Here is a 22,855-nt window from a genome sequence, read left to right as displayed (position 1 = left end):
GGCCCGCCCCGGGATCCAGATCGAGGAACGCACCCACACGCTTGATCATGTCTCATCGTTGCCCCACAGCAGTCACCCCGTCCATGGGCGGGACAGACCACAAGGGCCGGCCCGGCTCAGTCGACGGCATCGAGCACGGGGGACAGGGCGTCTAGCAGCGGGTCAAGGTCCTCCTCCCCAGTGACCGTCTCGAGCTCGCCGATCTGGATGCCGACCACCTCGCTGCGGGCGAGGACCTCAGCCGCCTGGCGCAGCTCGGCCAGGCTCAGGCCTCCGCCGACGAGGTAGTCGGTCGGCACGACACCGGGCTCCAGCACGTCGCAGTCGATGTGGATGTAGACGGGCCTGCCGTCCACCACCCGCCCAAGCCGCTCAGCGAAGCCCTCTCCAGGCCCGACGAGGGGGATGCCCGCACCTTCGATGAGCTCGGCCTCGGGCGGGTCGATGTCGCGCACCCCGACCAGGACCACGTTGTCCGTGCCCAGCCCGGTGCCGAGTCCGGAGTCCCACAGCCCCAACGGTCCGGACAGGGCCAGGCCGCCGAGGTAGCCGCTCGGCGTGCTCTCCGGGATGTTGAGGTCAGCGTGGGCGTCAAACCACACGACGAGCGCGTCGGGCCGGTTGGCAGCAACGACGGGCAGGGTCGCCAGCGCCCCGGCACAGCGGCTCAGCGCGGTCACCGGCACGGCAGAGCCAGCCCACAGCACCTCGTAGTGGGCCGCGAACGCCTCCAGCTCGTCGCGGGCGGCGTCGAGCTCGACCTGCCAACCCGCGCTCAGCGCCGGGCGGGGTGATCCGATGACGACGGGCTCGACGTCGTAGCGCCGCGCCAGGGCGGCGGCCAGGCGCGGCGAGGCCGCCATGGCTCGGTCGTTGTGGTCGCCGATCCTCCCGGCGACGTGGGTGACCACGACCCCCTCTCTTCTGGCCCCTGTGCTCATCTCCGGCTCCTCTCGTTGTGCAGGTCTCACGTTGCCCGCAACGCTACGGAGCGGCGGTGCCGTACCTCAGCCAGCGAGGAGGAGCCGTGGCCCCCGTCTCCCGTCACGACTGTGGGCCGATGTCCGCACGCCAGTGTGCGACGCCGCGGTCGTACCTCAGGGCTCGCGTTCGAGGGGTAAAGGGTACGAACACGCACCCTAAGGTACGAACACGCGGACGCCTCACGGCATTTTCGCAACAGGCCCTACTCCACTTCCACCAGAATCGTCACCGGCCCGTCGGCCTCCATGTCGATCGCCATGTGGGCGCCGAAGCGTCCGGTCGCCACCTCCAGGCCGCGCCCGCGCAGGTCCTCGGCCACCGCCTCCACCAGAGGCTCGGCCACCTCACCGGGAGCCGCCTTGTTCCAGGTGGGACGCCGTCCCTTGCGCGTGTCGGCATAGAGGGTGAACTGGGAGACGACGAGCACCGGCGCACCGGCGTCGGACACCGAGAGCTCGTCCTCCATGAGCCGCAGGTCCGCGATCTTACGGGCCACCGTGGCCACCTGCTTGGGGCCGTCGTCGTGCGTGGCCCCGACCAGGACCATGAGGCCGGGGCGGGTGATCTCCCCGACGACCTCTCCGTCGACCCGAACAGCCGCCCGGTTAACCCGTTGAATGACCGCGCGCATCAGCGACCAGGGTTCCAGTCGCGCGGTCCTCGGCCGGCACCGCCACCGCGCCCTGGGCGACGCTGCGAGGCCCGCCCCGGAATCCGGATCGATGAGCGCACCCGTACCGGCGTCAGCGCCTGCAGCGCGGGGCGCACGTCCGCCAAGTAGACGGCGCTGGCCACCACGGCCAGCAGGCCGATGAATGACCCTCCCGTCGACGCCCCCGCGAGGTACACGGCCCGCAGGGCCTCATACGCCAGGAAGGTCCCCACGACGGCGGCCACGGCATTGACGGCAACCCAGAAGTTCTTGCTGCGCTTGTCCGCCGCAGCGTAGTACTGAGCCGGCCTCAGCGCCGAGTCGATAAGCGCCCAGACTCCGAAGGCGGCAGAGATGACCTGCGCCGCGCACCAGAGCATGGCGACAGCAAGGGCGAGGTAGTAAGCAATGAGAAGAAGGACGCTCACGCGCCCCAGGCTACCGGTCGGTGAGGCCCGAGCCCAGTGATGCGGCCACGCCCAGCGAGAACAGTTGACGCCTCACGCACCGGCCGGCGGTTGGGCGTCTGCCGGCCGACGGCGCGGCGCCGGCTGCCACGGGTGACACGAGCTCCCCCCTGCCCGGGCCGTCTCCGGGCAGGGCAAGGCACCACGCCCACCATGTCGACAACCGCTGGTCCGGCTCCGGAACGTCCGGGACCAGTCACACGGTCACGGACAGGTCAGAGCCGCAGGCCCTTGCGCAGCCCGGCGCCGGGGCGCTCGGCGGGACTGGCCTGGGCGCGCCCCTCAGGTGAGACCAGAGGCTCCTGGGCGGCGTCGACCCGGCCGACGGCGACCGTCTCACCGGTGGCCTCATCGACCTCGGTGATCTCCACGGTCAGCTGCTCACCCGCGGGCACAGCGCGGCGCAGCAGGGCCAGGGCGATGGGGCCGAGCTCGTGGTGGCGGGCCACGGAGGTCACGGTGCCCACGGTCCGCTCCCCCATGCGCACGCTCGCGCCGGGCTGGGGCAGGTCGCCGCCGAGGCCGTCGAGCTGGAGCACCGTCAGGCGGCGCGGCGGTCGCCCCAGGTTGAGGGTGCGCGCGATCGTCTCCTGGCCCGGGTAGCAGCCCTTCGTCAGGTGCACGGCCGTGCGCAGCCAGTCCAGCTCGTGCGGGATCGCGCGGGCGTCGGCCTCGCGGGCGCGGCGGGGGCGGCCCGCCTCAATGCGCAGCGCCTCCCAGGCCAGGGCGCCGGCCAGACGACGGCTCGGCTCAGCGGCGAGGAAGGTTCTCACCACGGCGCCCATGCTCTCGGCGGGAACCAGGATGAAGCCGGCCCGGTAGCCCTCGCCGGGATGCGGGCGTTCCAGTCCGACGTCGTAGCTCGTGCCGCCCTCGACGACGCCCGGCCACGGGTCGCGCCATGAGCCGATGAGCGGGACCTGCGCCTCAGCGACGTCGACCTGTGCGTCGGGGGCGTCCGACGAGTCCGATGCCGTATCGCGCGCCGCCTGTGCCAGGGCGCCGAGCCCCTCCCCCAGGGCACCCAGGGCCATGACGTCGGGGCGCTCGGCGATCTCGACGCGCAGCATGAAGCGCATGGAGTCCAGGAAGGCCGCCAGGTCCGCGCCGCCACCCGACTCGGTGACGAGCCAGAGCGTGCGGCCGTCGTCGAGGGCCGCGAGCGCGTGGGTGATGTGCCCCTGGGCGTCGAGGAGCAGCGCCTCAGCACCACCGTCGTCGGGTTCCAGGGCGGTGAGGACCTGGCTGGACAAGGTGGTCAGCCAGCTCAGGCGGTCCGGCCCGGTGACGGTAACGACGTCGCGCGCCAGAGCGCAGACCGCGCGCCCCTCGGCCAGGGCGGCCTGCTCGCGGCCGGGGTCGCCGAAGTGGGAGGGGACGGCCTCGTCGGGGTCGCCCGGAGCGGTGGCGACGGCGCCGGGTCGGTTCAGCAGCGGGGAGGTGATCATGAGGCGGTCGGCTCGGCGTCGTCGGAGGCGGGCTCGGAGGACTCAGGGGTCTTAGCGGGCTCGGAGGACTCAGGGGTCTTAGCGGGCTCGGTAGCATCGACGGGGTCGAGGCCGGAGCCGGGTTGGGCCGCGGGGTCGTCTAAGTCGTCGACACGGCCGAGCCTCCCGGAGGCGTAGGTGGTCACCTCGCTTCGGCCGAAGGCGGCCATGTCCTGGGTCCACATGAGGTCGCCGCCCACGAGCCCGAACATGCGGGTCATCTCCTCCACGGGGACGGCGGTACGGGCCCGGCCCACGGCCTGGGTGCCGACCTGGGCGCGCGGCCCCTGGATCCAGCCCTCCCAGACGCCGACGTGGCCGGCGGGGTCGGCCGAGACGAGCTCGAGCCGGGTGACGGGGGTGAGCGGGCCGCCGGTGCTCTCAGCGTCGGAGGTGGAGGCGTCAGCGTCGCCAGCGGTCTCGCCGGCGCCGTCGGGCTGCTCCTGGCCGACGGGCCGCCAGTAGGCGGTCTCGGTGGACCAGATCTGGGCGGGGGCCAGGAGGGAAGCGCCCTGGAGGCCGGGCATCTCGAAGTCGAGGTTCTTGGAGCGGGTGGCGTCGACCGTCCAGATGGTGGTGGTCTGGCGCAGGTAGGGACCGCCGTCGTGGTCGAAGGTCATCTCCTGGTAGACGGCCTGCTCGGGCACGGTCTCGCCGTAGGTGAGGATGCCGTAGCCGCGCCAGGTGCCGACCAGCCAGGCCAGCGGGTAGAGCTCGGGGGCCAGGTCGTCAGGAAGCGTGAATGCCATGCCCGCAGCCTACGACGTCGGCCCGGCCCGGAACACGCGCGCCGCCCGCCCGGGCTGCCCGGAACATCCTGTGCTCTGAATACCTGGCGCAGCCTGGACCGGCAGATCTGGGCAGGATCGGCGCCCGAGCCTCTTGAGACGGCTTCTCGGGCCCGCGCAGTGCTGGGGGGCCGCCGTCAGCCGGCGAGGAAGCCTCCCATGAGGCGTGCGATCGCATAGACCGGGACCCCGACCGACAGGATCGGCACGAGCGCGGAGGCCACCGCCGCCCGCCCGCCGGGCACCCATCGGTGGGTCCACAGGACGCGGTTGCCGGCGGCCATGAGGACTCCGGCCACGAAGCCGACGACGACGCAGGCCACCGCACTTTGCAGGGCCGCCGTCGTGCTGATGTGGGACAGGCCGAAGAAGCCGGCCGCGGCCAGCACGTAGCCGGCACCGCCGGCGAGCAGCGCCGGGACCGTGACGGTGAGGGCCTCCAGCATCCGGGCGCGCACATTGAGAACGGTCAGCACGGCGCCGACGAACAGGGCCAGGCAGGTGGGCACGACGATGGCGGGGTCGGCCAGCCCGGGCTCCAGGGCGCACCAGGCCGAGCCGGAGACCACCACGAGGCACCCCGCCACCGTTGAGGAGAGGTCCTCCACCAGGTTGTGCCGGCCGTCGCGCCGCAGCATCTGGCCGACGAAGGCCACCAGGATCGAGAAGGCAATGACCAGGCCGGCCATCCCCATGTCGTCGAGGAGGTAGACGCTGGCCGCGGCCGCCAGCCCGCTGATCGTCACGACGATCGTCGCTCCCAGGTCGTGCCGGGCGCGCACGAGCGCGGGCCAGCCCTGGGCGGCCGCCGGAACCAGGAGGGCCACGAGTACCAGCCTCACCCAGCCGGGCAGGACCGAGCCGACCGCCAGCAGCAGCGGCACGAGGCCGGCGAAGGCGAGTCGGGTCCAGGCCGGGTCCACCAGGCCCGGCTCCTTGGGCCGGTTGGAGGTCCGGCGGGTGGCGTAGCCCAGGTCCTCGGCGAGGTTGAGAGTGTCCACCGAGTCGGCCGAGCGCGCTGACGCCGGGGAACCAGCCGAGTCACCAGAGGCTGCTGAGCGGGCTGAGCGCGTCGACCCCATCGACATCGTGGAACTGAGAGCCGACCTTCTGGCGGATTCACCAGAGTGACTGGAGTAGCCCGCACCGATGACGCTGGCCCAGTCCGTCGCACCACGGACGTCCGCGGGCGCCGTCGGAACGGCGGCAGCGTTGGAGTCATCGCGAGAGTCGCGAGAGGCTCCGCGGGTGCGCGCAGCCGGTTGGGCTCGTCGGTGGTGGGTAGTCACAGCACGCATCGTCGCACACCCGGGCGGTCGACGGCCTGACTCCGGCGTCTCCCTATCCGGTCAGTTCCTGCCCTGTGGATTCCGCTGTCAGCCAGATGTGGTTGACTTGGCCCCGTCAGTATCGCCGCTGCTCAGGTCGCCTGCGCCGGTGAGTCCCGGTCGAGAGCCCCGGAGGGAGCAGCCATGCGGATCATCATGTTCACTCGTGAGGGCGATGCCACTGATGTTCTGCCGGCGACCGCCTTCCTCGACTCCCAGGTGGAGTGTCTTCCCCCGATCCCCTCCTCCTACGCGGAGGTGGACAGCGCCGACGTCGTCATGATCGACGCGCGCGGGGACCTGACCCGGGCCCGCGCCCTGTGCCAGCTCTTCACCGGCCCCATGGACTGCCCGCCCATCATCCTCGTCCTGGAGGAGGGCGGCGCTGCCGCGGTCCAGATCGACTGGGGGGCCGCCGACTTCGTCATGGCCGGGGCCGAGCCCGCTGAGCTGTCGGCCCGGCTGCGGCTGCTGCGTGCCCACGTCCCGGTGGTGGCCGAGGTCGACGACGACCGCATCGACGTCGGCGATCTCGTCATCGACGTCACCGCCTACACGGCCCGTCTGCGCGGATCGATCCTGGACCTGACCTACAAGGAGTTCGAGCTGCTGAAGTTTCTGGCCGCCAACCGGGGCCGGGTGCTGACCCGCGACGCGCTCCTGCACGAGGTGTGGGGCGAGGACTACATCGGCGGCTCGCGCACGGTGGACGTCCATATCCGGCGCCTGCGCGCCAAGCTGGGCACCGAGCACGACAACCTCATCGGCACGGTCCGCAACGTCGGCTACCGCCTGGACGCCCCCGAGGACGCGTAGGGGCCGGGCGGCCGGAGGGGCTTCCGGGAGGGAGGCGAAGGCCTCCCCCGACCGCGTGGTGGACACCGGCGCGACCGGCGAGTAACGGACCTGTACACTCTTGGGCGGCGTCGGGCCGCGACGGGCCCCGGGCTCCAACTCAAGCCGCCGCGAGCGGCATTCGCGCCGACTGGCGCTCTCCGGCCCGACGTCCTCACCGCCTCCTTCGACCCTGTTCAGCCCCGACGTCCAGCCTGTCATTTTTCGCGTAGCCGGGCAGAAAAACGGTAGGGCTACGCGAAGTTTGACCGGCTCGGCGAGAAGGACCGGATGGGAGGCCGCGCGGACTCAGCCGAAGCGGCCGGAGATGTAGTCCTCGGTGGCCTGCTGGCTGGGTGCTGAGAAGATCTTGTCAGTGGAGTCGTACTCGACGAGGTGGCCCGGCTTGCCGGTGGCCTCCAGGTTGAAGAAGCCGGTCATGTCGCTCACGCGCGAGGCCTGCTGCATGTTGTGGGTGACGATGACGATCGTGTAGTCCGTCTTGAGCTCGGAGATGAGGTCCTCGATCGCGAGCGTGGAGATGGGGTCCAGGGCGGAGCAGGGCTCGTCCATGAGCAGGACGGCGGGCTTGACCGCGATGGCGCGGGCGATGCACAGGCGCTGCTGCTGGCCGCCCGAGAGCCCCAGGCCGGGCCGGTCCAGGCGATCCTTGACCTCGTCCCACAGGTTGGCCCCGCGCAGGGAGGCCTCCACCAGGTCGTCGGCGTCGGACTTCTTGATGCGGCGGTTGTTGAGGCGCACACCGGCCAGAACATTCTCGGCGATGGACATCGTGGGGAACGGGTTGGGCCGCTGGAAGACCATGCCGATGGCGCGGCGCACCTGGACGGCGTCGACGCCGGGTCCGTAGAGGTTGACGCCGTCGACGATGACCTGGCCCTCGACACGGGCGCCGGGGATGGTCTCGTGCATGCGGTTGAGGGTGCGCAGGAAGGTTGACTTCCCGCAGCCGGAGGGGCCGATGAGGGCGGTGACGGACTTGGGCTCGATGACGACGTTGACGTCCTTGACGGCCAGGAAGTCGCCGTAGTAGATGTTCTCGCCGATGACGTCGATGCGCTTGGACACGTCGGTTCCTTTACCTGAGGTGGACTGTGAAGGGCTCTGCGGGCGCGGCGGGCGCGGTGTCTCTGGCGCGGCTCAGCGCCGGCCGCCCTTGGGGCTGAAGTACTTGGAGATGAGGCGGGCCGCGAGGTTGAGCAGCATGACCAGGATGATGAGGGTCAGCGCCCCGGCCCAGGCGCGCTCCATGGCGGCGGCCTCCCCGCGGGAGTACTGGTCGTAGACGAGTACCGGCAGGGTGGACATGGAGCCGTCGAGCGGGTTGGTGTTGGTGCGGATCGTCAGGCCCACGGTGATGAGCAGCGGGGCGGTCTCGCCGATGACGCGGGCGATGGCGATCATGACGGAGGTGGTGATGCCGGCCACCGCGGTGCGCAGCACGACCTTGACGATGGTGAGCCACTTGGGCACGCCCAGCGCGTAGGAGGCCTCGCGCAGGTGGGAGGGAACGAGCTTGAGCATCTCCTCCACGCCGCGGATGACCACCGGCGTCATGAGGACGCTCAGGGCCACGGCGCCGATGACGCCGGCCTGGTAGCGGGGGCCGGCCGCGATGAGGAAGATCGAGTAGGCGAACAGCCCGGCCACGATCGAGGGGATGCCGGTCATGACGTCGACGAGGAAGGTGATGGCCCGGGCGATCCAGCCGCCGTTGTACTCCACGAGGAAGACGGCGGTGAACAGCCCCAGCGGCACGGAGATGAGGGTGGCGATCCCCGTGATCTGGAGGGTGCCGATGATGCCGTGGTAGAAGCCGCCGTTGGAGGCGTCGGCGCCGCGCATGTTCGTGGTCAGGAAGTCGTAGCCGAATCGGGCCGAGCCGCCGGACAGGACCATCCACACCAGGGAGGCCAGGGGCACCATGACGATGGCGAAGGACAGGTAGATGAGGAGGGTCACCAGGGTGTTGCGGCCCCAGCGATCGCCCTCGCGCACCCAGGAGACGGTGGTGGCGCCCACCACCCACACCAGGGCGGTCAGGGTGACGACGGCGGCGATGCTCCATCCGGCCAGCAGGCCGATCCCGCCGACGACGACGAAGGCGGCTCCCAGCGCCGCCCAGATGAACCAGTCGGGCAGGCGGTAGGAGGTCAGGGGCACGCCCTCGATGGTGGGAGGGTCGGCCAGGGGGTCGACGGGGGCCACCGGGGCCTCGGCGGCCGCGAGCGCGGCCTTGAGGGACTTGGGCGCGCCGGTCCGGGCGGAACCGTCAGCAGCCGGCGCGGGCCGGGAGGCCGCGTCGTCAGAAGCGCCGCTGGAAGCAGCGTTGGCAGCGGGGTCGGGCGTGTTCGTGGGCGTCATATCAGCTGGCTCCTGAGAACTCGGAGCGGCGCGCGATGATCCACCGCGCCAGGGAGTTGACCGCGAAGGTGATGATGAACAGGACCAGGCCGGTGGCGATGAGCACGTTGACGCTCAGGCCGTAGGCCTCGCGGAACTGCGAGGCGATGTTGGCGGCGATGGTCTGGTGCTGGCCGGCCTGGAGGACGTGGAGGTTCACCCCCATGCCGGGCGAGAGGATCATGAGGACCGCCATGGTCTCGCCCAGGGCGCGCCCGAGCCCCAGCATGGAGGCGGAGATGATGCCGGATCGGCCGAAGGGCAGGACGGCCTGGCGGATCATCTCGTAACGGGTGGCCCCTAGGGCCAGGGAGGCCTCCTCCTGAAGCGTCGGCGTCTGGAGGAAGATCTCGCGGATGGTGGCGGTGATGATCGGCAGGATCATGACGGCCAGGACCAGGGAGGCGGTGGTGATGTTCTTGGCCGGGGCCATGTAGCCGGCGAACAGCGGGATGAAGCCGAGGTTGTCGGTCAGCCAGGTGTTGATGGGGTCGAGCAGGGGCACGAGCCACAGGAAGCCCCACAGGCCGAAGACCACCGAGGGGATCGCGGCCAGGAGGTCCACCATGTAGCCCAGGGCCTGGGCCAGGCGGCGCGGGGCGAAGTGGGAGATGAACAGGGCCACCCCGATGCTCAGCGGCACCGCGACGCCCAGGGCGATGGTCGAGGACAGGAGGGTGCCGAAGACGAGCGGGGCGACGTAGCCCCACAGGCTGCGATCGCGCATGAAGGAGACCGACTCAAGGGTCTCGCGCGAGGCCGTCAGGGCGGGCAGGGCCTCCCGGATGAGGAAGGCGGCCACGAGGGCGAGCACCACCATGATGAGGGTGCCGGCCCCGTAGGACAGGCTGGTGAAGATCCGGTTGCCGGTCTGCCCGGGGGCCTTCCCGGGCTGGATGGCGGCGTCGTCGGAGCTGCTGGGCGCGGTCGTGGTGCCGGGCGGCGGGGCCGACGACGACGGTGCGGTGGTGCTGGCCACGGCTGACCCTCCTCGGGGTGTCTGGGGCGGCGGCTGGGCGGCTGGGTTGTCAGTGGACATGACGTCGTTGCGGGCCGGTGGTCTCAGGCGGCGATCTTGTCGATGGCGGTATTGATCTTCTCGCGCATCTCGCGGGTGATGGGGGCGCAGCCGGTGGCCTTGGACGAGGTGTCCTGCCCCTTGGTGGAGGCCGCGAAGCGCAGGTAGGCCTTGACGACGGCGGCGATCCCGGCGTCGTCGTAGCGCAGGCGGGCGGCGAGGTAGGAGACCAGGACGATGGGGTAGGCGCCGTCGGCGTCGTGGCTGGGGTTGTAGAGCAGGCGGGTCTCGTCGGCCTCGGCGCCCAGGGTGGCGGCGTCGAGGGCGGCGGCTGCGGCGTCGGCGGAGACGGGCACGTAGGCCCCGTTGCTGCCGACGGCGACGGTTCCCAGGGTGGCCGGGACCTTGGAGGCGTCGGCGTAGCCGATGGTGCCGGTGGCCGCGGAGACGGTCTGGATCATGCCGGCGGTGCCGTCGCCGGACTGGCCGCCGCGCAGCGGCCAGGTCTCCTCGGGTTTGTGGGTCCACACCTCGGGGGCGATGGTGGCCAGGTAGGTGGTCAGGGCCTTGGTGGTGCCGGAGTCGTCGGAGCGGCCGACGACGATGATCCGCTGGTCCGGCAGCGCGGCTCCGGGGTTGAGGGCGGCCAGAGCGGGGTCGTTCCAGCGGGTGATGGCGCCGGAGAGGACCCGGGCGAGGACCTCACCGGTCATGTTGACGTGGGACTCGCCGGTGAAGCCGGGAAGGTTGTAGGCCACGGCGATCGGGGAGATGTAGAGGGGCAGCTCGACGACGCCTCCGACCTTGTCGATCTCGTCGGTGGTCATGGGGGTGTCGGTACCGGCGAAGTCGACGGCGCCCTCGACGAGCTTGGTGCGTCCGGCCCCGGAGCCGCCGCCGGCGTAGTCGACGGTGGCGCGCAGGTTGGCACTCATGAAGGCGTTCATCCAGGCGTCCTGCGCGTCGGACTGGGAGGTGGCTCCCGCGCCGCGGATGTCCCCCTTCAGGTCGCTGGAGGCGTTGGGGTCGGCGGGGCCGGCGTCACGCCCGCAGGCGGCCAGCGCGGTCAGGGCGGCCGCGCTCAGGGCACCCAGGGCGCTGCGACGGGTCAGGAGCACAGGCTCTCCTCGCTGAGTCGGGGTTCAGTCGGATGCCGGGCGAGTGTCAGGCAACGGTCACGATAGGCGCCCCGGATGAAGGTTCCGGGTGACCTCGGTAAACAGACGGTGAACACCCTCTGTGAGGACCACCACCGGGTTCCGACGGCGTCGGAGCCGGTGAGATTCCGCGCGGGCTCAGCGGGCCGATCAGCCGCCCGGTCAGCGCCCCTCGGACAGGACCGGGCGCTGCTTCTCGATGGCGACGGCGCGGATCTTGCCGCGGGGGCGGCGGGCCATGTGGACCACGAGGATCTCCCCGGTCTTGAGCCAGGGGTCCCGGTCGGGCACGGAGCGCAGGAGCTTTCCGGGGGCGTACTGGGAGACGACGTCCATGATGGTGGGCAGGACGGGGCGGTGGGTGCACAGCGCCGTCGGCTCCTCGCGCACGCTCAGGACCTTCTTGACCACGGAGCGCACGCCCTTGGGGCTCTCGGCGTGGGCCATCTCGGTCAGGGCCCCTGCCGTCTCCAGGGTCAGGCCCGCGGCTTTGGCGTAGGGGGCGACCGTGTCGACGCAGCGCTTCCAGGGGCTGGTGATGACGCGGCCCACCCCGTAGGCGGCCAGGATCGGCACGAGGGCGCGGGCCCGGGTCTCGCCCTGGTCGTGGGTCAGGGGCCGGGTGGCCTCGTCGGCCTCCTTGTTCCGTTTCTTTGGACGGTTCCACACCGAGCGCTTGACGGCGCGGCCGTGGCGCACGAGGACCAGGGTCCAGGTGTCGAGCTTGCCGTCCTCCCACAGGTCGACGAGCTCGCCGAGCAGGTCGCGGTCATAGGAGTAGGTCAGGCGCTTGCGCGCCTGGCCCACGCGCAGCCACTCGGCGGCGTCGATCTCCTTGACGGAGGCGGGCGTGACGGCGACACGGGCGGCGACGGCGGCCGAGGAGTCGGGGGCGACGCGGGCGGCCCAGTAGTGGACCTCCTTGCTGGAGCCGTCAGCGATCTTGTAGCGCACGCGGCTGAGGGGCTGGCCCAGGATGATCTGCACGCCGGTCTCCTCGGCGACCTCGCGCACGGCACAGGTGCGCACGGACTCGCAGGGCTCGACCTTGCCCTTGGGAATGGACCAGTCGTCGTAGCGGGGGCGGTGGACCAGGAGCACCTCGAGGTGCTTACCGTTCTCGCGCCACACGAAGGCGCCGGCGGCCCGCTCGGTCCCGCGCGAGCCGTTCTTCTTGCTGGACGGGCTCATGGCACGGCCGTCTCAGTGACGGCCCTTGACGCGCGAGCGCGCCCTGGCCATGAGACTGGTCTGGATGTCCTCGAGGCGATTGCCCTCAGCGTCGACGAGGTGACGCTCCCAGGAGCCGTCGGGCTGGAGGTGCCAGGAGGAGACGTCGTCAGAGGCGCAGTGGGTGACCAGCCACTCGAGGTCCTCGACCATGGCGGGGTCGGTGATGCGCACCAGGGCCTCGACACGACGGTCGAGGTTGCGGTGCATGAGGTCGGCCGAGCCGATGAACAGCGCGGTCCGACCTCCGCCGGCGAAGGCGTAGATGCGCGAGTGCTCCAGGAAGCGCCCCAGGATGGAGCGCACTCGGATGTTCTCGCTGAGGCCCTCGACGCCGGCGCGCAGGCCGCAGATGCCGCGCACGACGATATCGACCGGCACCCCGGCCCGAGAGGCCCGGTAGAGAGCATCGATGACGGTCTCGTCGACGATGGAGTTGACCTTGATGCGGATCCAGGCGGGCAGGCCGGCCCTGTGGTTGACGATCTCCTGCTCGATGTGCTCGACGAGCCCGTCGCGCAGGCCCCGGGGCGCCACGAGCAGGCGGCGGAAGCGGGCGCGCGGGGCATAGCCGGAGAGCTGGTTGAACAGGGTGGTCAGGTCCTGGGCGACGTCGCGGTCGCAGGTCAGAAGCCCTAAGTCCTCATAGCCGCGGGCGGTCTTGGGGTGGTAGTTGCCGGTGCCGACGTGGCAGTAGCGGCGCAGGCCGTCGGACTCCTGGCGCACCACCAGCAGCAGCTTGCAGTGCGTTTTGAGGCCGACCATGCCGTAGACGACGTGGACGCCGGCGCGCTCGAGCTTACGGGCCCAGGAGATGTTGGCCTCCTCGTCGAAGCGGGCCTTGATCTCCACGATGGCGACCACCTGCTTGCCGGCCTCGGCGGCCTCGATGAGGGCGTCCACGATCGGGGAGTCACCGGAGGTGCGGTAGAGGGTCTGCTTGATGGCCAGAACCTTGGGGTCGGCGGCGGCCTGGGCCACGAACTCCTGGACGGAGGTGGAGAAGGAGTCGTAGGGGTGGTGCAGGAGGACGTCGTGCTCGCGCATGGCGGCGAAGACGTCCGGCGCGGAGGAGGACTCGTAGGCGGCCAGGCCCGCGGCCGTCACCGGCACGAAGCGCGGGTACTTCAGGTCGGGGATGTCCAGGTCGTGGAGCTGGTTGAGGCAGGTCAGGTCCAGGGGCGCGGGGAGCTCGAAGACGTCGTCGGCCTTGAGACCCAGGGCGCGCACCAGGTAGCGGCGGGTGAAGGAGGAGATGGTGTCCTCCACCTCCAGGCGCACGCAGTCGCCGAAGCGGCGCCGCTCGAGCTCCTTCTCCATGGCCTTGAGGAGGTTCTCGGCGTCGTCCTCCTCAACCTCGAGGTCCTCGTTGCGAGTGACCCGGAAGAGGTGGTGCTCCAGGATGTCCATGCCCGGGAAGAGGTGGTCGAGGTGCTGGCCGATGACGACCTCGAGGGGGATGACGGCGCAGCCGGCGGCCTTGTCCGCGGCGTCGAGCTCGCGGCCGGGGACCTGAACCAGGCGCGGCAGGGAGTCGGGGACCTTGATGCGGGCGAAGTGCTCCTTGCCGCTGCGCGGGTTGCGCAGGATGACGGCGAGGTTGAGGGACAGTCCCGAGATGTAGGGGAAGGGGTGGGAGGGGTCGACCGCCAGCGGGGTGAGGACCGGGTAGATCTGGTGGCGGAAGTAGCGGGTCAAGCGCTCCTGCTGGTCGGAGTTGAGCTCGTCCCAGCCCAGGATGTCCACGTTGTGCTCAGCCAGCGCGGGGCGGATGTCCTCCTGGAAGAGGGCGGCCTGGCGGGCGGTGAGTTCCTTGGCGCGGGTGGTGACCTGGGCCAGGACCTGATTGGCGTCCAGGCCGGAGGCGCGCACCGGGGTGATGCCGGCCTTGATGCGGCGCATGAGCCCGGCGACGCGCACCATGTAGAACTCATCCAGGTTGGAGGAGAAGATCGCCAGGAACCAGGCGCGCTCCAGCAGGGGCAGGGTACGGTCCTCGGCCTGCTCCAGGACGCGCTCGTTGAAGTCCAGCCAGGTGAGCTCCCGGTCGATGAAGCGGTTGGTGAAGGACTCCAGGGGCGGCAGGAGGTTCTCGGGGTCGACCCGGGCAGTGTCGGCGGAGGCGGCCGAGGCCGCGGCGTCGGCGTCGTCGGCGGCGGCGGCGCTGGCCGAACTGAGAGAGGAGCCTGAGGAGGCGGCGCTGGCCGGGCTCACGGCGTGGCCCGAGCTGGCGGCACTGCCGGGGACGAAGGTGCCCCGCTCCCCCGGTGCCGCGGTCGACGGCGTCGCCAGCGCCTCGGCCGCGGAGGGGGCCGACTGCGAGCTGGCGGAGGTGATGGAGGAGGGTGCGATGGGCCGGGGCGGCCTCACCGTCGACGATGTCGTCGAAGTCCTCGTCCTCGTACTGGGGGCCGGAGTCATCGGCGAAGTCGCGCGGGTCGGCGACCTCGATGATGTGCTCCTCCTCGCCGGACTCCTCGATACCCTCGGAGTCGTCAGAGTCATGTGAGTCGGTCGAGCGGGCTGAGTCGTCAGGCTTCTCGAGGCGCCCTGCGGCCTTGCGCCCCTCGGGGCTCTCGTCGTCGGTGGGCGACCCGTCGGGAGAGACGGGGACGCCGTCGGACTCCCCCTGGGTTTCGGGCTCGGCGACCTCGGCGGATACTGCAGGCTCGCCGGGGCCCGTGGCCTCGGGCGAGACCGCCGACTGGGCCGCCTCAGTCGCCTCGACGTCGTCGGCCGGCTGCTCGGGCTCCTGGGGGCTCGGGTGACGCATCCACCCGCCCAGGAAGCGGGAGAGCGGCGTGGGGGCGGAATGGGGCGCGTCGTTGGTCATGGCCACATGGTCCCACGTCCGGGCGGCCTTGTGGGGCGATGATCCGCTCCAGTTCGGCGAACGTGTAGGGCGGCACCGCTACTGCACGAACCTCGGGATGCGCTGGCTGAACCTTGGCCCCACTGCACGAGCTCCCACCTCGCGTGCAGTGCACCTCCCCGTCCCCCATTGCGATCCACCCTTCGTGCAGTAGCCATTCGGGCAGCTACACGACTCTCCTGCGCAGGAGTCGCGAATGACGCAGGGGCTGCACGGCGCACCGAGCATGATCTCGCCAATGGTTCCAGTCGTGTCCAAATCGGACACAAAGGCGCCTGCGGCCCGATCAGGCCACTGACAGAACCGCGGAATCATGGGGCTTCGTTCCGTCGACGCACGCTCGCCTCGGGCCTCTGTCACCGATTTGGACATCCCGCGCTCGGGCGGCGCTCGCAAGGCCCTCTCAGTCGAGGAGGCCTGCGGCGGCGCGGCGGGCGGAGTCGGTGAGCTCGTCGGCGGTGGCCAGGAGGGCGGAGTCTCGGCGGGTGACGCGGTCGGCGAGCTCGTCGGTGTCGTCCTCGATCCACACGGGGTTGGAGCCGGCCGCCAGGGCGCGCAGGAAGTCGGCGGTGGCGGTGAGCAGCGGGGCGATCTCGGTGACGGAGTCCTCGACGCCGCCGGCCAGGACGGCATCGAGGCGCTCACGCAGGTCGGCGGGAGCGGGCACGGCGCGCGCCTCGCCGAGGGCGGCCTCGAGGCGAGCGGTGGCGGCGGTGTCGGCACCGGTGAGGTCGACGACGGTGGCGTAGCGGCGGGCGACGAGCTCGGGGTCGCGGCGGATCCACTCGCGCACGAGGAACAGGCGCCACAGAGTGCCGGGCAGGGTGGTGGCCGGGGAGTCGGCCCACAGCTCGGCGATGTCGTCGACGCCGTTGGTGGCGACCGCGGAGATGACGCCGGAGCGGGTGATGGGGTCGTCGTCGCTGTCGGTGCCGGGGAAGCCGCCGATGAGGGCCTGGGCGGCGCGGTGGGCGAGCTCGGAGGCGACGGCGGTGTCGGTGCTGCCCTCGATCTGCTCGGCGGCCTCGGGGTCGAGCCGGGCGGGGCGGTGGAACTGGCGGGCCATGGGGACTCCTCACGCGGTGCGGGCGCGCCGGCGACGACGCGCGGCCCCATTGTCTCGCGTGCGGGGAGTCCCTCCACCACCGGTTCACTTCCGGCCGAGGGCGGAGGCGGTCGGGCAGGCTCGATGGCTGGCGGCGACAGGTTCGTTGGCGGAGCCAGGTGACCGCGGCTATCAGGATCGTGGCGGCCGGTGGCGCGGCGAGTTCGACACGGCGGTCGGTTGTGCGGTTATGCTGACCCCTGCCGACGGCGTCTGGACTCTGCTTCCGGCCGTCGGTGCGCCCCCTTAGCTCAGTTGGTCAGAGCTGCGGACTTTTAATCCGAAGGTCGTGGGTTCGAGCCCCACAGGGGGTACCAATACTCTCGTATACGAACAACAGCCAAGCGGAACGGCCTCATGGGGCAGGTTATGGCGAGGGCTGTGCTTGTTGGCGGGGATGGGTGTGTTTTGCTGGTGCGGCTGCGCGCCAGTTTTTTGCTTGTTGAGCCGGATGGCATCTCGCTCGGCGGCTCTCCGGAGAGCAGGGCTGGCCAGATAGGTGAAGGGGAAGCGGAGACAAGCAGTCAGGGTTGTCCCGTTGTTGCCGCTTGTCATTCGCGGAAGAGGCGGCGGCGAGCACACCATCGCAGCACGCTCCGTCGTCATATCATCGTCGCCACCATCCTCGGGCACACTCCATGCAGCCAGTTCATCACTCATACACGGACTGGTGACGTCAGTATGCTGCCGCTCTGCTTGGTCGCTCACCTGGCTCACATCATCTGCTGCATTGCTGCTATCGCTTTGCGAGGGCGATGTGCCTGGCATGATAACCGCGCCGTCGTCATCAACGCGCGGATTAACCAAGATGCGCTCGAAGAACACCTGGTTGAGCAGCTTCTTCAGGTGGGCTGGTGCCGTCGTGTAGAGGCGGTGGCAGTCCTGCATGAGGTCAAGCACCGCCTCCATAACGCGTCGGGTTGCCGTCACATCTGCTCGGTAGGCGTCAAGTTGACGCTCAATTCGCTCCAGCTCGGCCGTCAGCTGGGCCTGTTCTTCCTTGAGCAAGTCCAGTGGCACAGCACCTTCGTAGTGGGCGTGCAGCAGCCTACGGAGCTTGTCTTCGGTGTTGGTGCGTCGGGTGGTTAGGGAGCGCACCGTTCTGTCTTTCTCTCCTTCGATCTGCGCCAGCTCGCCCTGGAGATAGCACTCCACCTTGGCTCGATCCTCAGTCGTCAGCTGGATACGTTGGTACAGCGCTGCCACCAACTCCTCCACCTCGTCAATGAGCACCGCCTTGAAGGTGCAGTCGTGCACCCGGTGCCGTCTGGCACAGACGAAGTACGGATACACCACACCCTTACTGTTCTTGGCTCGCTGGACGAGTAACCGCGCTCCGCACACACCACACACCGCCGTGCTCTTGAGGAAGTGGTTGTGAGTACGTTGCCGCTCACCCGTGCGCCGCGAAGCGAACACCTGCTGCACGGTTTGCCACGTCTGGCTGTCTACCAGTGGCTCATGTGCCCCTACATAGTCCACCCCTTGAAAGGAGATAACCCCTTTGTAGTAGGGCAGATGCAAAATGTTCTGCAGTCTGGTCGCCGTGATCGGCTTGGCTGGCCGCGCTGGCGACGGCGCTGTCGTCAGCCCCAACTCTGCCAAATGCTCCGCCAACCCCCTCACCGTCCACTGCCCTGTCGCATACTCCGTGAAAGCCAGCCGTACCAGCGGTGCCCGCTCCTCATCCAGAGCGATGGTGCGGATCTCTCGCCCGTTCTCGTCTCTGGCACAGACGTTGAGGTACCCCAGCGGCGCCTTGCCGAGCGTCCCACCGTTCCTCGCTTTCTCGCCCATCCCCTTGATGACCTCATTGGCGAGGTTCCGGGAGTAGAACTCGGCGATGGAGCTCATGATGCCGTGTAGGAGCATCCCGCCAGGCGTCTGGTCGATGTTCTCAGATGTAGAGACCAGCCGGACGCCGGCCTCCTCGAACGCCCGGTTAATCTCCACATCGTCCGCTCTATTACGAGCGAGCCTATCTAACTTATGGACGATGACATAGTCAATCCCACCATCTTCTTTGAGGTAGGCCAGCATCTTCTGCAGCTCAGGCCGGTTCGCACTACGAGCCGACTCACCCCGGTCAGCGAACTCCTTAACCACCAGTGCACCCATCGACTGAGCCTTGCGTTTATTTGCTTCACGCTGAGCCGGCAAGGAGAAGCCTTCCTCCGACCCGCCACGTTGAGCCTGCTCCCGAGTGGAGACACGGATGTATGAGACAGCCCGCTTAGGAGTCAACTGCGCCGCCATAGCCGCAAACGGGTCAGCTCCCGCACCCATCGCACCCACTCCCGTGCTACCTCCCATCGCACCAGCTTGCATCATTCCCGGCTTCATACACGCAATCCTCCTTTCGCTTACCCATTTGTCCAGACATACCAGCCACGCCTAGCCGACTGTCTCTTTCCATTGACGCTCAGAATGCACAAAAAGTCCAGTGCGAAGTTGGGCGAAGTGAAGGGGCACAGGGGTGAGGAGTACACGGGAGGAGGAGCGAAGTACGGCGTGGGTGTGGTGCGCTGCTGGCTGGACTGGAGCGGCCCGCCTACATACCTACTGCCCGCGCAGAGCGACGGTGGCATGTTGGGGATGGGGAACAAACACCGGCGGCGCTACCGGGGCAGATGACGAAGTGAGAGCAGCACCTGAGATAGCAAGCAGCAGGGAGAGCGAAGCGGCACTGGGTGACTGAAGAACGGGAGGCTGTTGAGCACCGTGGTAGCGGAGGTACCGAGTGACGTCATGAACAGTACCGATACCTGTCTATACGCTACCGGCAGGCACCACGAACGACCCAGCCAGGGCAGCTGCCAGTCCGGCAGAGGCAAAGCCACCAGGCAACAGTGGTCGCACCTGGCCGCGCAGCTAGTAGAGGAGGGAGCCCAAGAGGGGCTATCAGTCGCCGCCACAAAGCAGCAGCAAGCCGCCAGACAGCGCCGAAAGGTGTGAATGGTTGAGTGCAGCGATGCGTCTGGCGGGGCGTCTGGCGGGGTGTCTCAGGAAGAGGGGCCACTGAAGTCTCGAGAGTAGCGACGATCCGTCAACGCATGCCTCTAAGTTCTAAGAGTTGTTGCGTCAACAATATGAATGTCGAATCTAGTACTCCCATGTCACGTCGATGTCAAGCCCTTAACAGTCTAAGAACTTGTACAAACGAAAACACATTGTCGATTATCCACAACATCAGAGTAATGTGTTCTCGGTTATATAATATTGCTCCTCTCAACCGAGCGTACTAAATTTTTAAGCGCGAGGAGCAAAGAAGCCTTTTGCTTTCTCCATGGATGACAGCCATCAAATCCCACAAGGTTTGCAGATTCCTTACAAGAGAGGATCAAGCATGGCAGACGGCGCACCACAAACGGTTACTATGAGTAAGCTGTCCGTCAGTAACGTAGAATACACAATCTACAAGTCGTTTCGGCGAGGCAACCTCATGCCGCAATCAGATGCGGGCGATTCTACATTCGCTATTTTCATTTCACGCATAATGGGATTGCGCGGCAAAGGAGCGATTCATCTCGAATCCCAGGAAGATGAAGATGGTATATGTATCGTTACCGTCACCCCAATATGGGAATCGTTCCGAGAAATTTTTTTGCGTGCGCTTGCACGCGAACGTCTATTCGAGTTCGATATTAAGCGTGGTGCAAGCTATAAACTGGCAGAGAAAACTATAAGGCTATTGCAGGAAACTGATTCACAAACGCCCGACAAGTAGGCACAATACCGGCACATATCGCCCCTAAGACCACGAAGATCAGAAAATTATCGAGTGACCCAGAATGTATCATAATAAAAATAACGTCATAACAACATATTCTCTTACATCAAGCATCGAAAGGAGGTGAACAATATGACACAGGAACTGTTGGAAAAGCCAATTGTCGAAACGCAACTAGAGGTGCCGTATCTTGCACGCTGGGCAGAGTTGGGTCGCGATATCCCATATAGCTCTACTGATATGGGAAAGAACGACGACACTGGTACGTGGCGTTCCGACACAGAAGAAGCCGACACATGAGCTGCAACGAAGCGGAGTTGTTCATCGTTGGCACGTCGGTTGATCCACATATTGACGCCGTACTGCAACGTCTAGACGGCAAAGTGTCCACCTGCCGTCTAGACGTTGACCAATATCCAGAGAACAGTAAGGTTTCAATTGATATAAAGGGCGGCGTGGTGGACGCCAAGGTTTGTGATCGCTTTGGAAACCAATGGGACGTCAGCCATCCAAAAGTGCTGTGGTTCCGGAGACTTGGAAAACCAGGACTAAAGCATTTGAGTTCCGACTATAAAGAGTTCTCTCTAGGGGAAATCGAACAAACAATAGAAGGACTACTGTCTGTAATCAATCCGATTCACAAGATTAACGGGATCTGGGAAACCCGTCTTGCATCAAACAAAATTCGACAATACCTCTTTGCGGCAAAATCTGGACTCATAACGCCACACACACTCATTTCTAATTCTCCTGAGGATTCTAAGAGTTGGTTGCGCACCGAAGACTCCGTGGCGAAATCTCTAAGTCGTCCGGTGCTCACAACGGAAGCAAGTGAAATCGGGAAAACTTTCGTCTACACGAATAGAGTTACATCGGCTGACATACGTAACGCCGGGCAGATAGCTGCAGTGCCGGTACAGTTTCAAAGGCTCATTAAACCAGAGTATGAACTCCGTGTTACTTCTTTCCGCGGTGAACACCATGTTGTCGCGATTAAGTCAAGCGACATTCATTCAAATAGAATAGATTGGCGTGCGACAGCAACTGAATGTAAGTATTGGGCCACGCGTTTAAGTTCTACAACAAGTATGCAACTTACCCATATGATGAAGTTGCTTAGATTAGACTTCGCCGCGAGTGATTTCATTGTCGATAATCGCGGACAGGAGTGGTTCCTGGAAAGCAATCCAAATGGGGCATGGCTCTGGCTTGAGGCATTTGTTGATGAATTTAAATTCACGGATCGGCTAGCAAGACAAATCTCTGAGTTGATCACAGGAAGTAAATAGGCTAATATAAATTATTATGAAACAGTCTAGCATGAACAATGCTCGAGCGTTGAAGCGTAGGCTCGTTAGAAGCGACAGAATGGCGCAGATGACATATGATAGTTTGGGTATGGAAAAGCGAGCATTTCTTGCGATAATGTTGCTAAAACGATTTCGGTTCGACAAAACGTCCACTCGCGATCTTTGCTTAGTGGTGCATCATGGTGGAAATAGACATGAGATCAGGGCTGCATGCGCTATAGGCCTTCGTTCAAAGGCTCTCGACACTTTGCTGCGACACCAAATGATCGATCGGTGTATGATAATGAAAAATAAGCATCAAATTCATGGGACTCAATACCGAAGCAATCAACAGGGTGATATATTGGAGCCGTTCCCTATTCTCAAAAGAAGGGAGGCGTTGGATATTAGTGTAAGTAGGAATAAAAATTCCCGGTAGTCATGCTAGTAGACTGCCAGAATAACACATAGCTCAAGCGTAGATCACTTGACCACATTTGTCGGCATTAATCTGAAAGACTAACCCGCTATTCTTGATAATAGGAGTAAGCCGGCATGTGTGCCGCAGACAGCACCTATCCTGTCAACGACTACGATTCATCCACCCTCGACCTATCCGCTCTGCAAGACATCGCCTGCAGCGTGGCGGCTGTCCTGAAGCAGCACCACATCCCGTACAACGGCTATGTGGATGAGACACAGCGTGAGGTGGAGAAACGGCAAGCAGAATTTGATCGCCTCGAGTACAATGAAAGTGCTCGCACAAGGATCAGGCCAAATTTCCTTCGAACGATGTTTGGCCTGCCAGGAGGCAGTCTACCAAGAAAAGAAGAACTTCCCCACATTGGGTACTGGACGCTTGTCGAGATAAAGGCCCATACCATGGGGCAGCGGCGGCAGTACATTGACTGGCTCGACAAAACACGTCTTGAATCGCTGGACGCCAACTTCGTGACCAGGTACGTACTGCTCGCTGATGGATCCCTCTGGTACTTCGATGCTCGTGAACATCGGCGACGGGACTTGGACATTGTTTTTGACGCCGCCGCATCAGGTAGATGGGAGTGGATGAGTGAGGAAGAAATTTTACTGCTTGACCACGAAGTGCGGCCCGGAAAAGTAGATGAGCCGTATAATACAGTGACAGAAGAATATTGGCACAGCGAGTGGGAAAGTCTCTCGACAGACAACGACCTGATTGTTGCGGAAAAAGGTGGCGGTTGCAAGAAGTACTTCAACCAGCTGCTGGCCCGCGCGAGAAAATCGGTGGCAGTGCGAAGCGCTTGGGTACGTAGCAGTAATGAGGAATCGCGACGATACGTGTTGACTGCCGAGCAGCTGCGTCACGGTTGCCGAATTGAGCACACATTCGAGAACGGTCGATCGGCGAGTGTCCGGATTCCGCCGCGCACCAAGCCAGGTAAAATTATCCCGGCCTACGATGGTGTAAGCGGCAAAGTTGAACTGATCCGTATTGGCGTGGAGTAAAT

General features: G+C 66.3%; 21 protein-coding genes, 1 tRNA gene and 1 pseudogene. 9 read left to right on the top strand and 14 right to left on the bottom strand.

What is annotated here, in order from left to right:
• Positions 1 to 116 precede the first annotated feature (116 nt).
• The 6 genes from BQ8008_RS00370 to BQ8008_RS00345 form a co-directional block, all read right to left on the bottom strand.
• On the bottom strand, positions 117 to 941 hold the full coding sequence (locus tag BQ8008_RS00370; protein ID WP_108832331.1) for an arginase family protein: 825 nt from the start codon (positions 939 to 941) through the stop codon (positions 117 to 119).
• Positions 942 to 1,186: 245 nt separating this feature from the next.
• Positions 1,187 to 1,615 carry a D-aminoacyl-tRNA deacylase gene (gene dtd / locus BQ8008_RS00365; RefSeq protein ID WP_108832330.1) on the bottom strand — a complete coding sequence of 143 codons (429 nt, stop codon included), beginning with the start codon at positions 1,613 to 1,615 and terminating at the stop codon, positions 1,187 to 1,189.
• Positions 1,615 to 2,064 carry a DUF2516 family protein gene (locus tag BQ8008_RS00360; RefSeq protein ID WP_108832329.1) on the bottom strand — a complete coding sequence of 150 codons (450 nt, stop codon included), beginning with the start codon at positions 2,062 to 2,064 and terminating at the stop codon, positions 1,615 to 1,617. The genes dtd and BQ8008_RS00360 overlap by 1 nt, the downstream gene beginning before the upstream one ends.
• A 254-nt stretch (positions 2,065 to 2,318) precedes the next feature.
• A complete protein-coding gene (gene ygfZ / locus BQ8008_RS00355) occupies positions 2,319 to 3,551 on the bottom strand; it encodes a CAF17-like 4Fe-4S cluster assembly/insertion protein YgfZ (RefSeq protein ID WP_108832328.1) in 1,233 nt (410 codons plus the stop codon).
• A complete protein-coding gene (locus BQ8008_RS00350) occupies positions 3,548 to 4,339 on the bottom strand; it encodes an FABP family protein (RefSeq protein ID WP_108832327.1) in 792 nt (263 codons plus the stop codon). Before BQ8008_RS00350 ends, ygfZ begins: the two co-directional genes overlap by 4 nt.
• 176 nt (positions 4,340 to 4,515) lie before the next feature.
• Positions 4,516 to 5,676: a hypothetical protein gene (locus tag BQ8008_RS00345; protein ID WP_108832326.1), complete on the bottom strand. Its 1,161-nt coding sequence runs from the start codon at positions 5,674 to 5,676 to the stop codon at positions 4,516 to 4,518.
• Positions 5,677 to 5,850: 174 nt separating this feature from the next.
• On the opposite strand from BQ8008_RS00345, the gene BQ8008_RS00340 reads away from it, so the two are divergent.
• A complete protein-coding gene (locus tag BQ8008_RS00340) occupies positions 5,851 to 6,522 on the top strand; it encodes a winged helix family transcriptional regulator (RefSeq protein WP_108832325.1) in 672 nt (223 codons plus the stop codon).
• A gap of 327 nt (positions 6,523 to 6,849) precedes the next feature.
• On the opposite strand, the gene pstB is transcribed toward BQ8008_RS00340, so the two are convergent.
• The 6 genes from pstB to BQ8008_RS00310 form a co-directional block, all read right to left on the bottom strand.
• Positions 6,850 to 7,629 (bottom strand): phosphate ABC transporter ATP-binding protein PstB, encoded by a 780-nt coding sequence (pstB, locus tag BQ8008_RS00335; RefSeq protein WP_003781705.1) that lies wholly within the window; start codon positions 7,627 to 7,629, stop codon positions 6,850 to 6,852.
• A 72-nt stretch (positions 7,630 to 7,701) separates the two neighbouring features.
• Positions 7,702 to 8,925 carry a phosphate ABC transporter permease PstA gene (gene pstA / locus BQ8008_RS00330; RefSeq protein WP_199907903.1) on the bottom strand — a complete coding sequence of 408 codons (1,224 nt, stop codon included), beginning with the start codon at positions 8,923 to 8,925 and terminating at the stop codon, positions 7,702 to 7,704.
• A gap of 1 nt (position 8,926) precedes the next feature.
• Positions 8,927 to 9,943 carry a phosphate ABC transporter permease subunit PstC gene (gene pstC, locus BQ8008_RS00325; RefSeq protein WP_108832324.1) on the bottom strand — a complete coding sequence of 339 codons (1,017 nt, stop codon included), beginning with the start codon at positions 9,941 to 9,943 and terminating at the stop codon, positions 8,927 to 8,929.
• 83 nt (positions 9,944 to 10,026) lie between these two features.
• Positions 10,027 to 11,100: a phosphate ABC transporter substrate-binding protein PstS gene (gene pstS, locus BQ8008_RS00320; protein WP_108832323.1), complete on the bottom strand. Its 1,074-nt coding sequence runs from the start codon at positions 11,098 to 11,100 to the stop codon at positions 10,027 to 10,029.
• Between the two features lie 201 nt (positions 11,101 to 11,301).
• On the bottom strand, positions 11,302 to 12,330 hold the full coding sequence (locus BQ8008_RS00315; protein ID WP_108832322.1) for an NUDIX hydrolase: 1,029 nt from the start codon (positions 12,328 to 12,330) through the stop codon (positions 11,302 to 11,304).
• Positions 12,331 to 12,342: 12 nt separating this feature from the next.
• On the bottom strand, positions 12,343 to 14,790 hold the full coding sequence (locus BQ8008_RS00310; RefSeq protein ID WP_442778204.1) for an RNA degradosome polyphosphate kinase: 2,448 nt from the start codon (positions 14,788 to 14,790) through the stop codon (positions 12,343 to 12,345).
• On the opposite strand from BQ8008_RS00310, the gene BQ8008_RS13525 reads away from it, so the two are divergent.
• Positions 14,720 to 14,878 carry a hypothetical protein gene (locus tag BQ8008_RS13525; protein ID WP_234415147.1) on the top strand — a complete coding sequence of 53 codons (159 nt, stop codon included), beginning with the start codon at positions 14,720 to 14,722 and terminating at the stop codon, positions 14,876 to 14,878. The two genes, BQ8008_RS00310 and BQ8008_RS13525, sit on opposite strands and share 71 nt — an antisense overlap.
• A 49-nt stretch (positions 14,879 to 14,927) precedes the next feature.
• Complete coding sequence (locus tag BQ8008_RS13520; protein ID WP_234415146.1) at positions 14,928 to 15,137, top strand: hypothetical protein; 210 nt, start codon at positions 14,928 to 14,930, stop codon at positions 15,135 to 15,137.
• Between the two features lie 507 nt (positions 15,138 to 15,644).
• On the opposite strand, the gene BQ8008_RS00305 is transcribed toward BQ8008_RS13520, so the two are convergent.
• Positions 15,645 to 16,307, bottom strand: coding sequence for a hypothetical protein (locus BQ8008_RS00305; RefSeq protein WP_108832321.1), 663 nt, complete (start codon positions 16,305 to 16,307; stop codon positions 15,645 to 15,647).
• 279 nt (positions 16,308 to 16,586) lie between these two features.
• Here BQ8008_RS00305 and BQ8008_RS00300 point away from each other — a divergent pair.
• A tRNA-Lys gene (locus BQ8008_RS00300) sits at positions 16,587 to 16,663 on the top strand.
• A gap of 40 nt (positions 16,664 to 16,703) precedes the next feature.
• Complete coding sequence (locus tag BQ8008_RS13960; RefSeq protein ID WP_325048078.1) at positions 16,704 to 17,435, top strand: hypothetical protein; 732 nt, start codon at positions 16,704 to 16,706, stop codon at positions 17,433 to 17,435.
• Positions 17,436 to 17,600: 165 nt separating this feature from the next.
• Here the strand turns inward: BQ8008_RS13960 and BQ8008_RS00295 are convergent.
• A pseudogene (locus BQ8008_RS00295) lies at positions 17,601 to 18,602 on the bottom strand (recombinase family protein); the annotation flags it as partial.
• 1,030 nt (positions 18,603 to 19,632) lie between these two features.
• Here BQ8008_RS00295 and BQ8008_RS13265 point away from each other — a divergent pair.
• The 4 genes from BQ8008_RS13265 (at position 19,633) to BQ8008_RS13250 (ending at position 22,853) form a co-directional block, all read left to right on the top strand.
• Positions 19,633 to 20,073, top strand: coding sequence for a hypothetical protein (locus tag BQ8008_RS13265; protein ID WP_159086755.1), 441 nt, complete (start codon positions 19,633 to 19,635; stop codon positions 20,071 to 20,073).
• A gap of 135 nt (positions 20,074 to 20,208) precedes the next feature.
• Positions 20,209 to 20,376 carry a hypothetical protein gene (locus BQ8008_RS13260; protein ID WP_159086754.1) on the top strand — a complete coding sequence of 56 codons (168 nt, stop codon included), beginning with the start codon at positions 20,209 to 20,211 and terminating at the stop codon, positions 20,374 to 20,376.
• Positions 20,373 to 21,365 carry an MvdC/MvdD family ATP grasp protein gene (locus tag BQ8008_RS13255; protein ID WP_159086753.1) on the top strand — a complete coding sequence of 331 codons (993 nt, stop codon included), beginning with the start codon at positions 20,373 to 20,375 and terminating at the stop codon, positions 21,363 to 21,365. Before BQ8008_RS13260 ends, BQ8008_RS13255 begins: the two co-directional genes overlap by 4 nt.
• 555 nt (positions 21,366 to 21,920) lie before the next feature.
• The gene (locus BQ8008_RS13250) at positions 21,921 to 22,853 is read left to right on the top strand and encodes a hypothetical protein (RefSeq protein WP_159086752.1); all 933 of its coding nucleotides are present in this window, start codon (positions 21,921 to 21,923) and stop codon (positions 22,851 to 22,853) included.
• Positions 22,854 to 22,855: the final 2 nt, after the last annotated feature.

The sequence above is a fragment of the Actinomyces sp. Marseille-P3109 genome (assembly GCF_900323545.1).
Lineage (GTDB): Bacteria > Actinomycetota > Actinomycetes > Actinomycetales > Actinomycetaceae > Actinomyces.
This window is presented reverse-complemented; position numbering and strand designations above follow the sequence as displayed.

Bases quoted from the DNA above. Each gene is read 5' to 3' on its own strand.
- BQ8008_RS13265 (WP_159086755.1), top strand. From the start codon at position 19,633: ATGGATGACAGCCATCAAATCCCACAAGGTTTGCAGATTCCTTACAAG.
- BQ8008_RS00370 (WP_108832331.1), bottom strand. From the start codon at position 941: ATGAGCACAGGGGCCAGAAGAGAGGGGGTCGTGGTCACCCACGTCGCC.
- BQ8008_RS00350 (WP_108832327.1), bottom strand. From the start codon at position 4,339: ATGGCATTCACGCTTCCTGACGACCTGGCCCCCGAGCTCTACCCGCTG.
- pstA (WP_199907903.1), bottom strand. From the start codon at position 8,925: ATGACGCCCACGAACACGCCCGACCCCGCTGCCAACGCTGCTTCCAGC.
- BQ8008_RS13260 (WP_159086754.1), top strand. From the start codon at position 20,209: ATGACACAGGAACTGTTGGAAAAGCCAATTGTCGAAACGCAACTAGAG.
- BQ8008_RS00310 (WP_442778204.1), bottom strand. From the start codon at position 14,790: ATGACTCCGGCCCCCAGTACGAGGACGAGGACTTCGACGACATCGTCG.
- BQ8008_RS13255 (WP_159086753.1), top strand. From the start codon at position 20,373: ATGAGCTGCAACGAAGCGGAGTTGTTCATCGTTGGCACGTCGGTTGAT.
- BQ8008_RS13250 (WP_159086752.1), top strand. From the start codon at position 21,921: ATGTGTGCCGCAGACAGCACCTATCCTGTCAACGACTACGATTCATCC.
- BQ8008_RS00345 (WP_108832326.1), bottom strand. From the start codon at position 5,676: ATGCGTGCTGTGACTACCCACCACCGACGAGCCCAACCGGCTGCGCGC.
- dtd (WP_108832330.1), bottom strand. From the start codon at position 1,615: ATGCGCGCGGTCATTCAACGGGTTAACCGGGCGGCTGTTCGGGTCGAC.
- BQ8008_RS13960 (WP_325048078.1), top strand. From the start codon at position 16,704: ATGGGGCAGGTTATGGCGAGGGCTGTGCTTGTTGGCGGGGATGGGTGT.
- BQ8008_RS00305 (WP_108832321.1), bottom strand. From the start codon at position 16,307: ATGGCCCGCCAGTTCCACCGCCCCGCCCGGCTCGACCCCGAGGCCGCC.
- BQ8008_RS13525 (WP_234415147.1), top strand. From the start codon at position 14,720: ATGGGCCGGGGCGGCCTCACCGTCGACGATGTCGTCGAAGTCCTCGTC.
- BQ8008_RS00315 (WP_108832322.1), bottom strand. From the start codon at position 12,330: ATGAGCCCGTCCAGCAAGAAGAACGGCTCGCGCGGGACCGAGCGGGCC.
- BQ8008_RS00340 (WP_108832325.1), top strand. From the start codon at position 5,851: ATGCGGATCATCATGTTCACTCGTGAGGGCGATGCCACTGATGTTCTG.
- ygfZ (WP_108832328.1), bottom strand. From the start codon at position 3,551: ATGATCACCTCCCCGCTGCTGAACCGACCCGGCGCCGTCGCCACCGCT.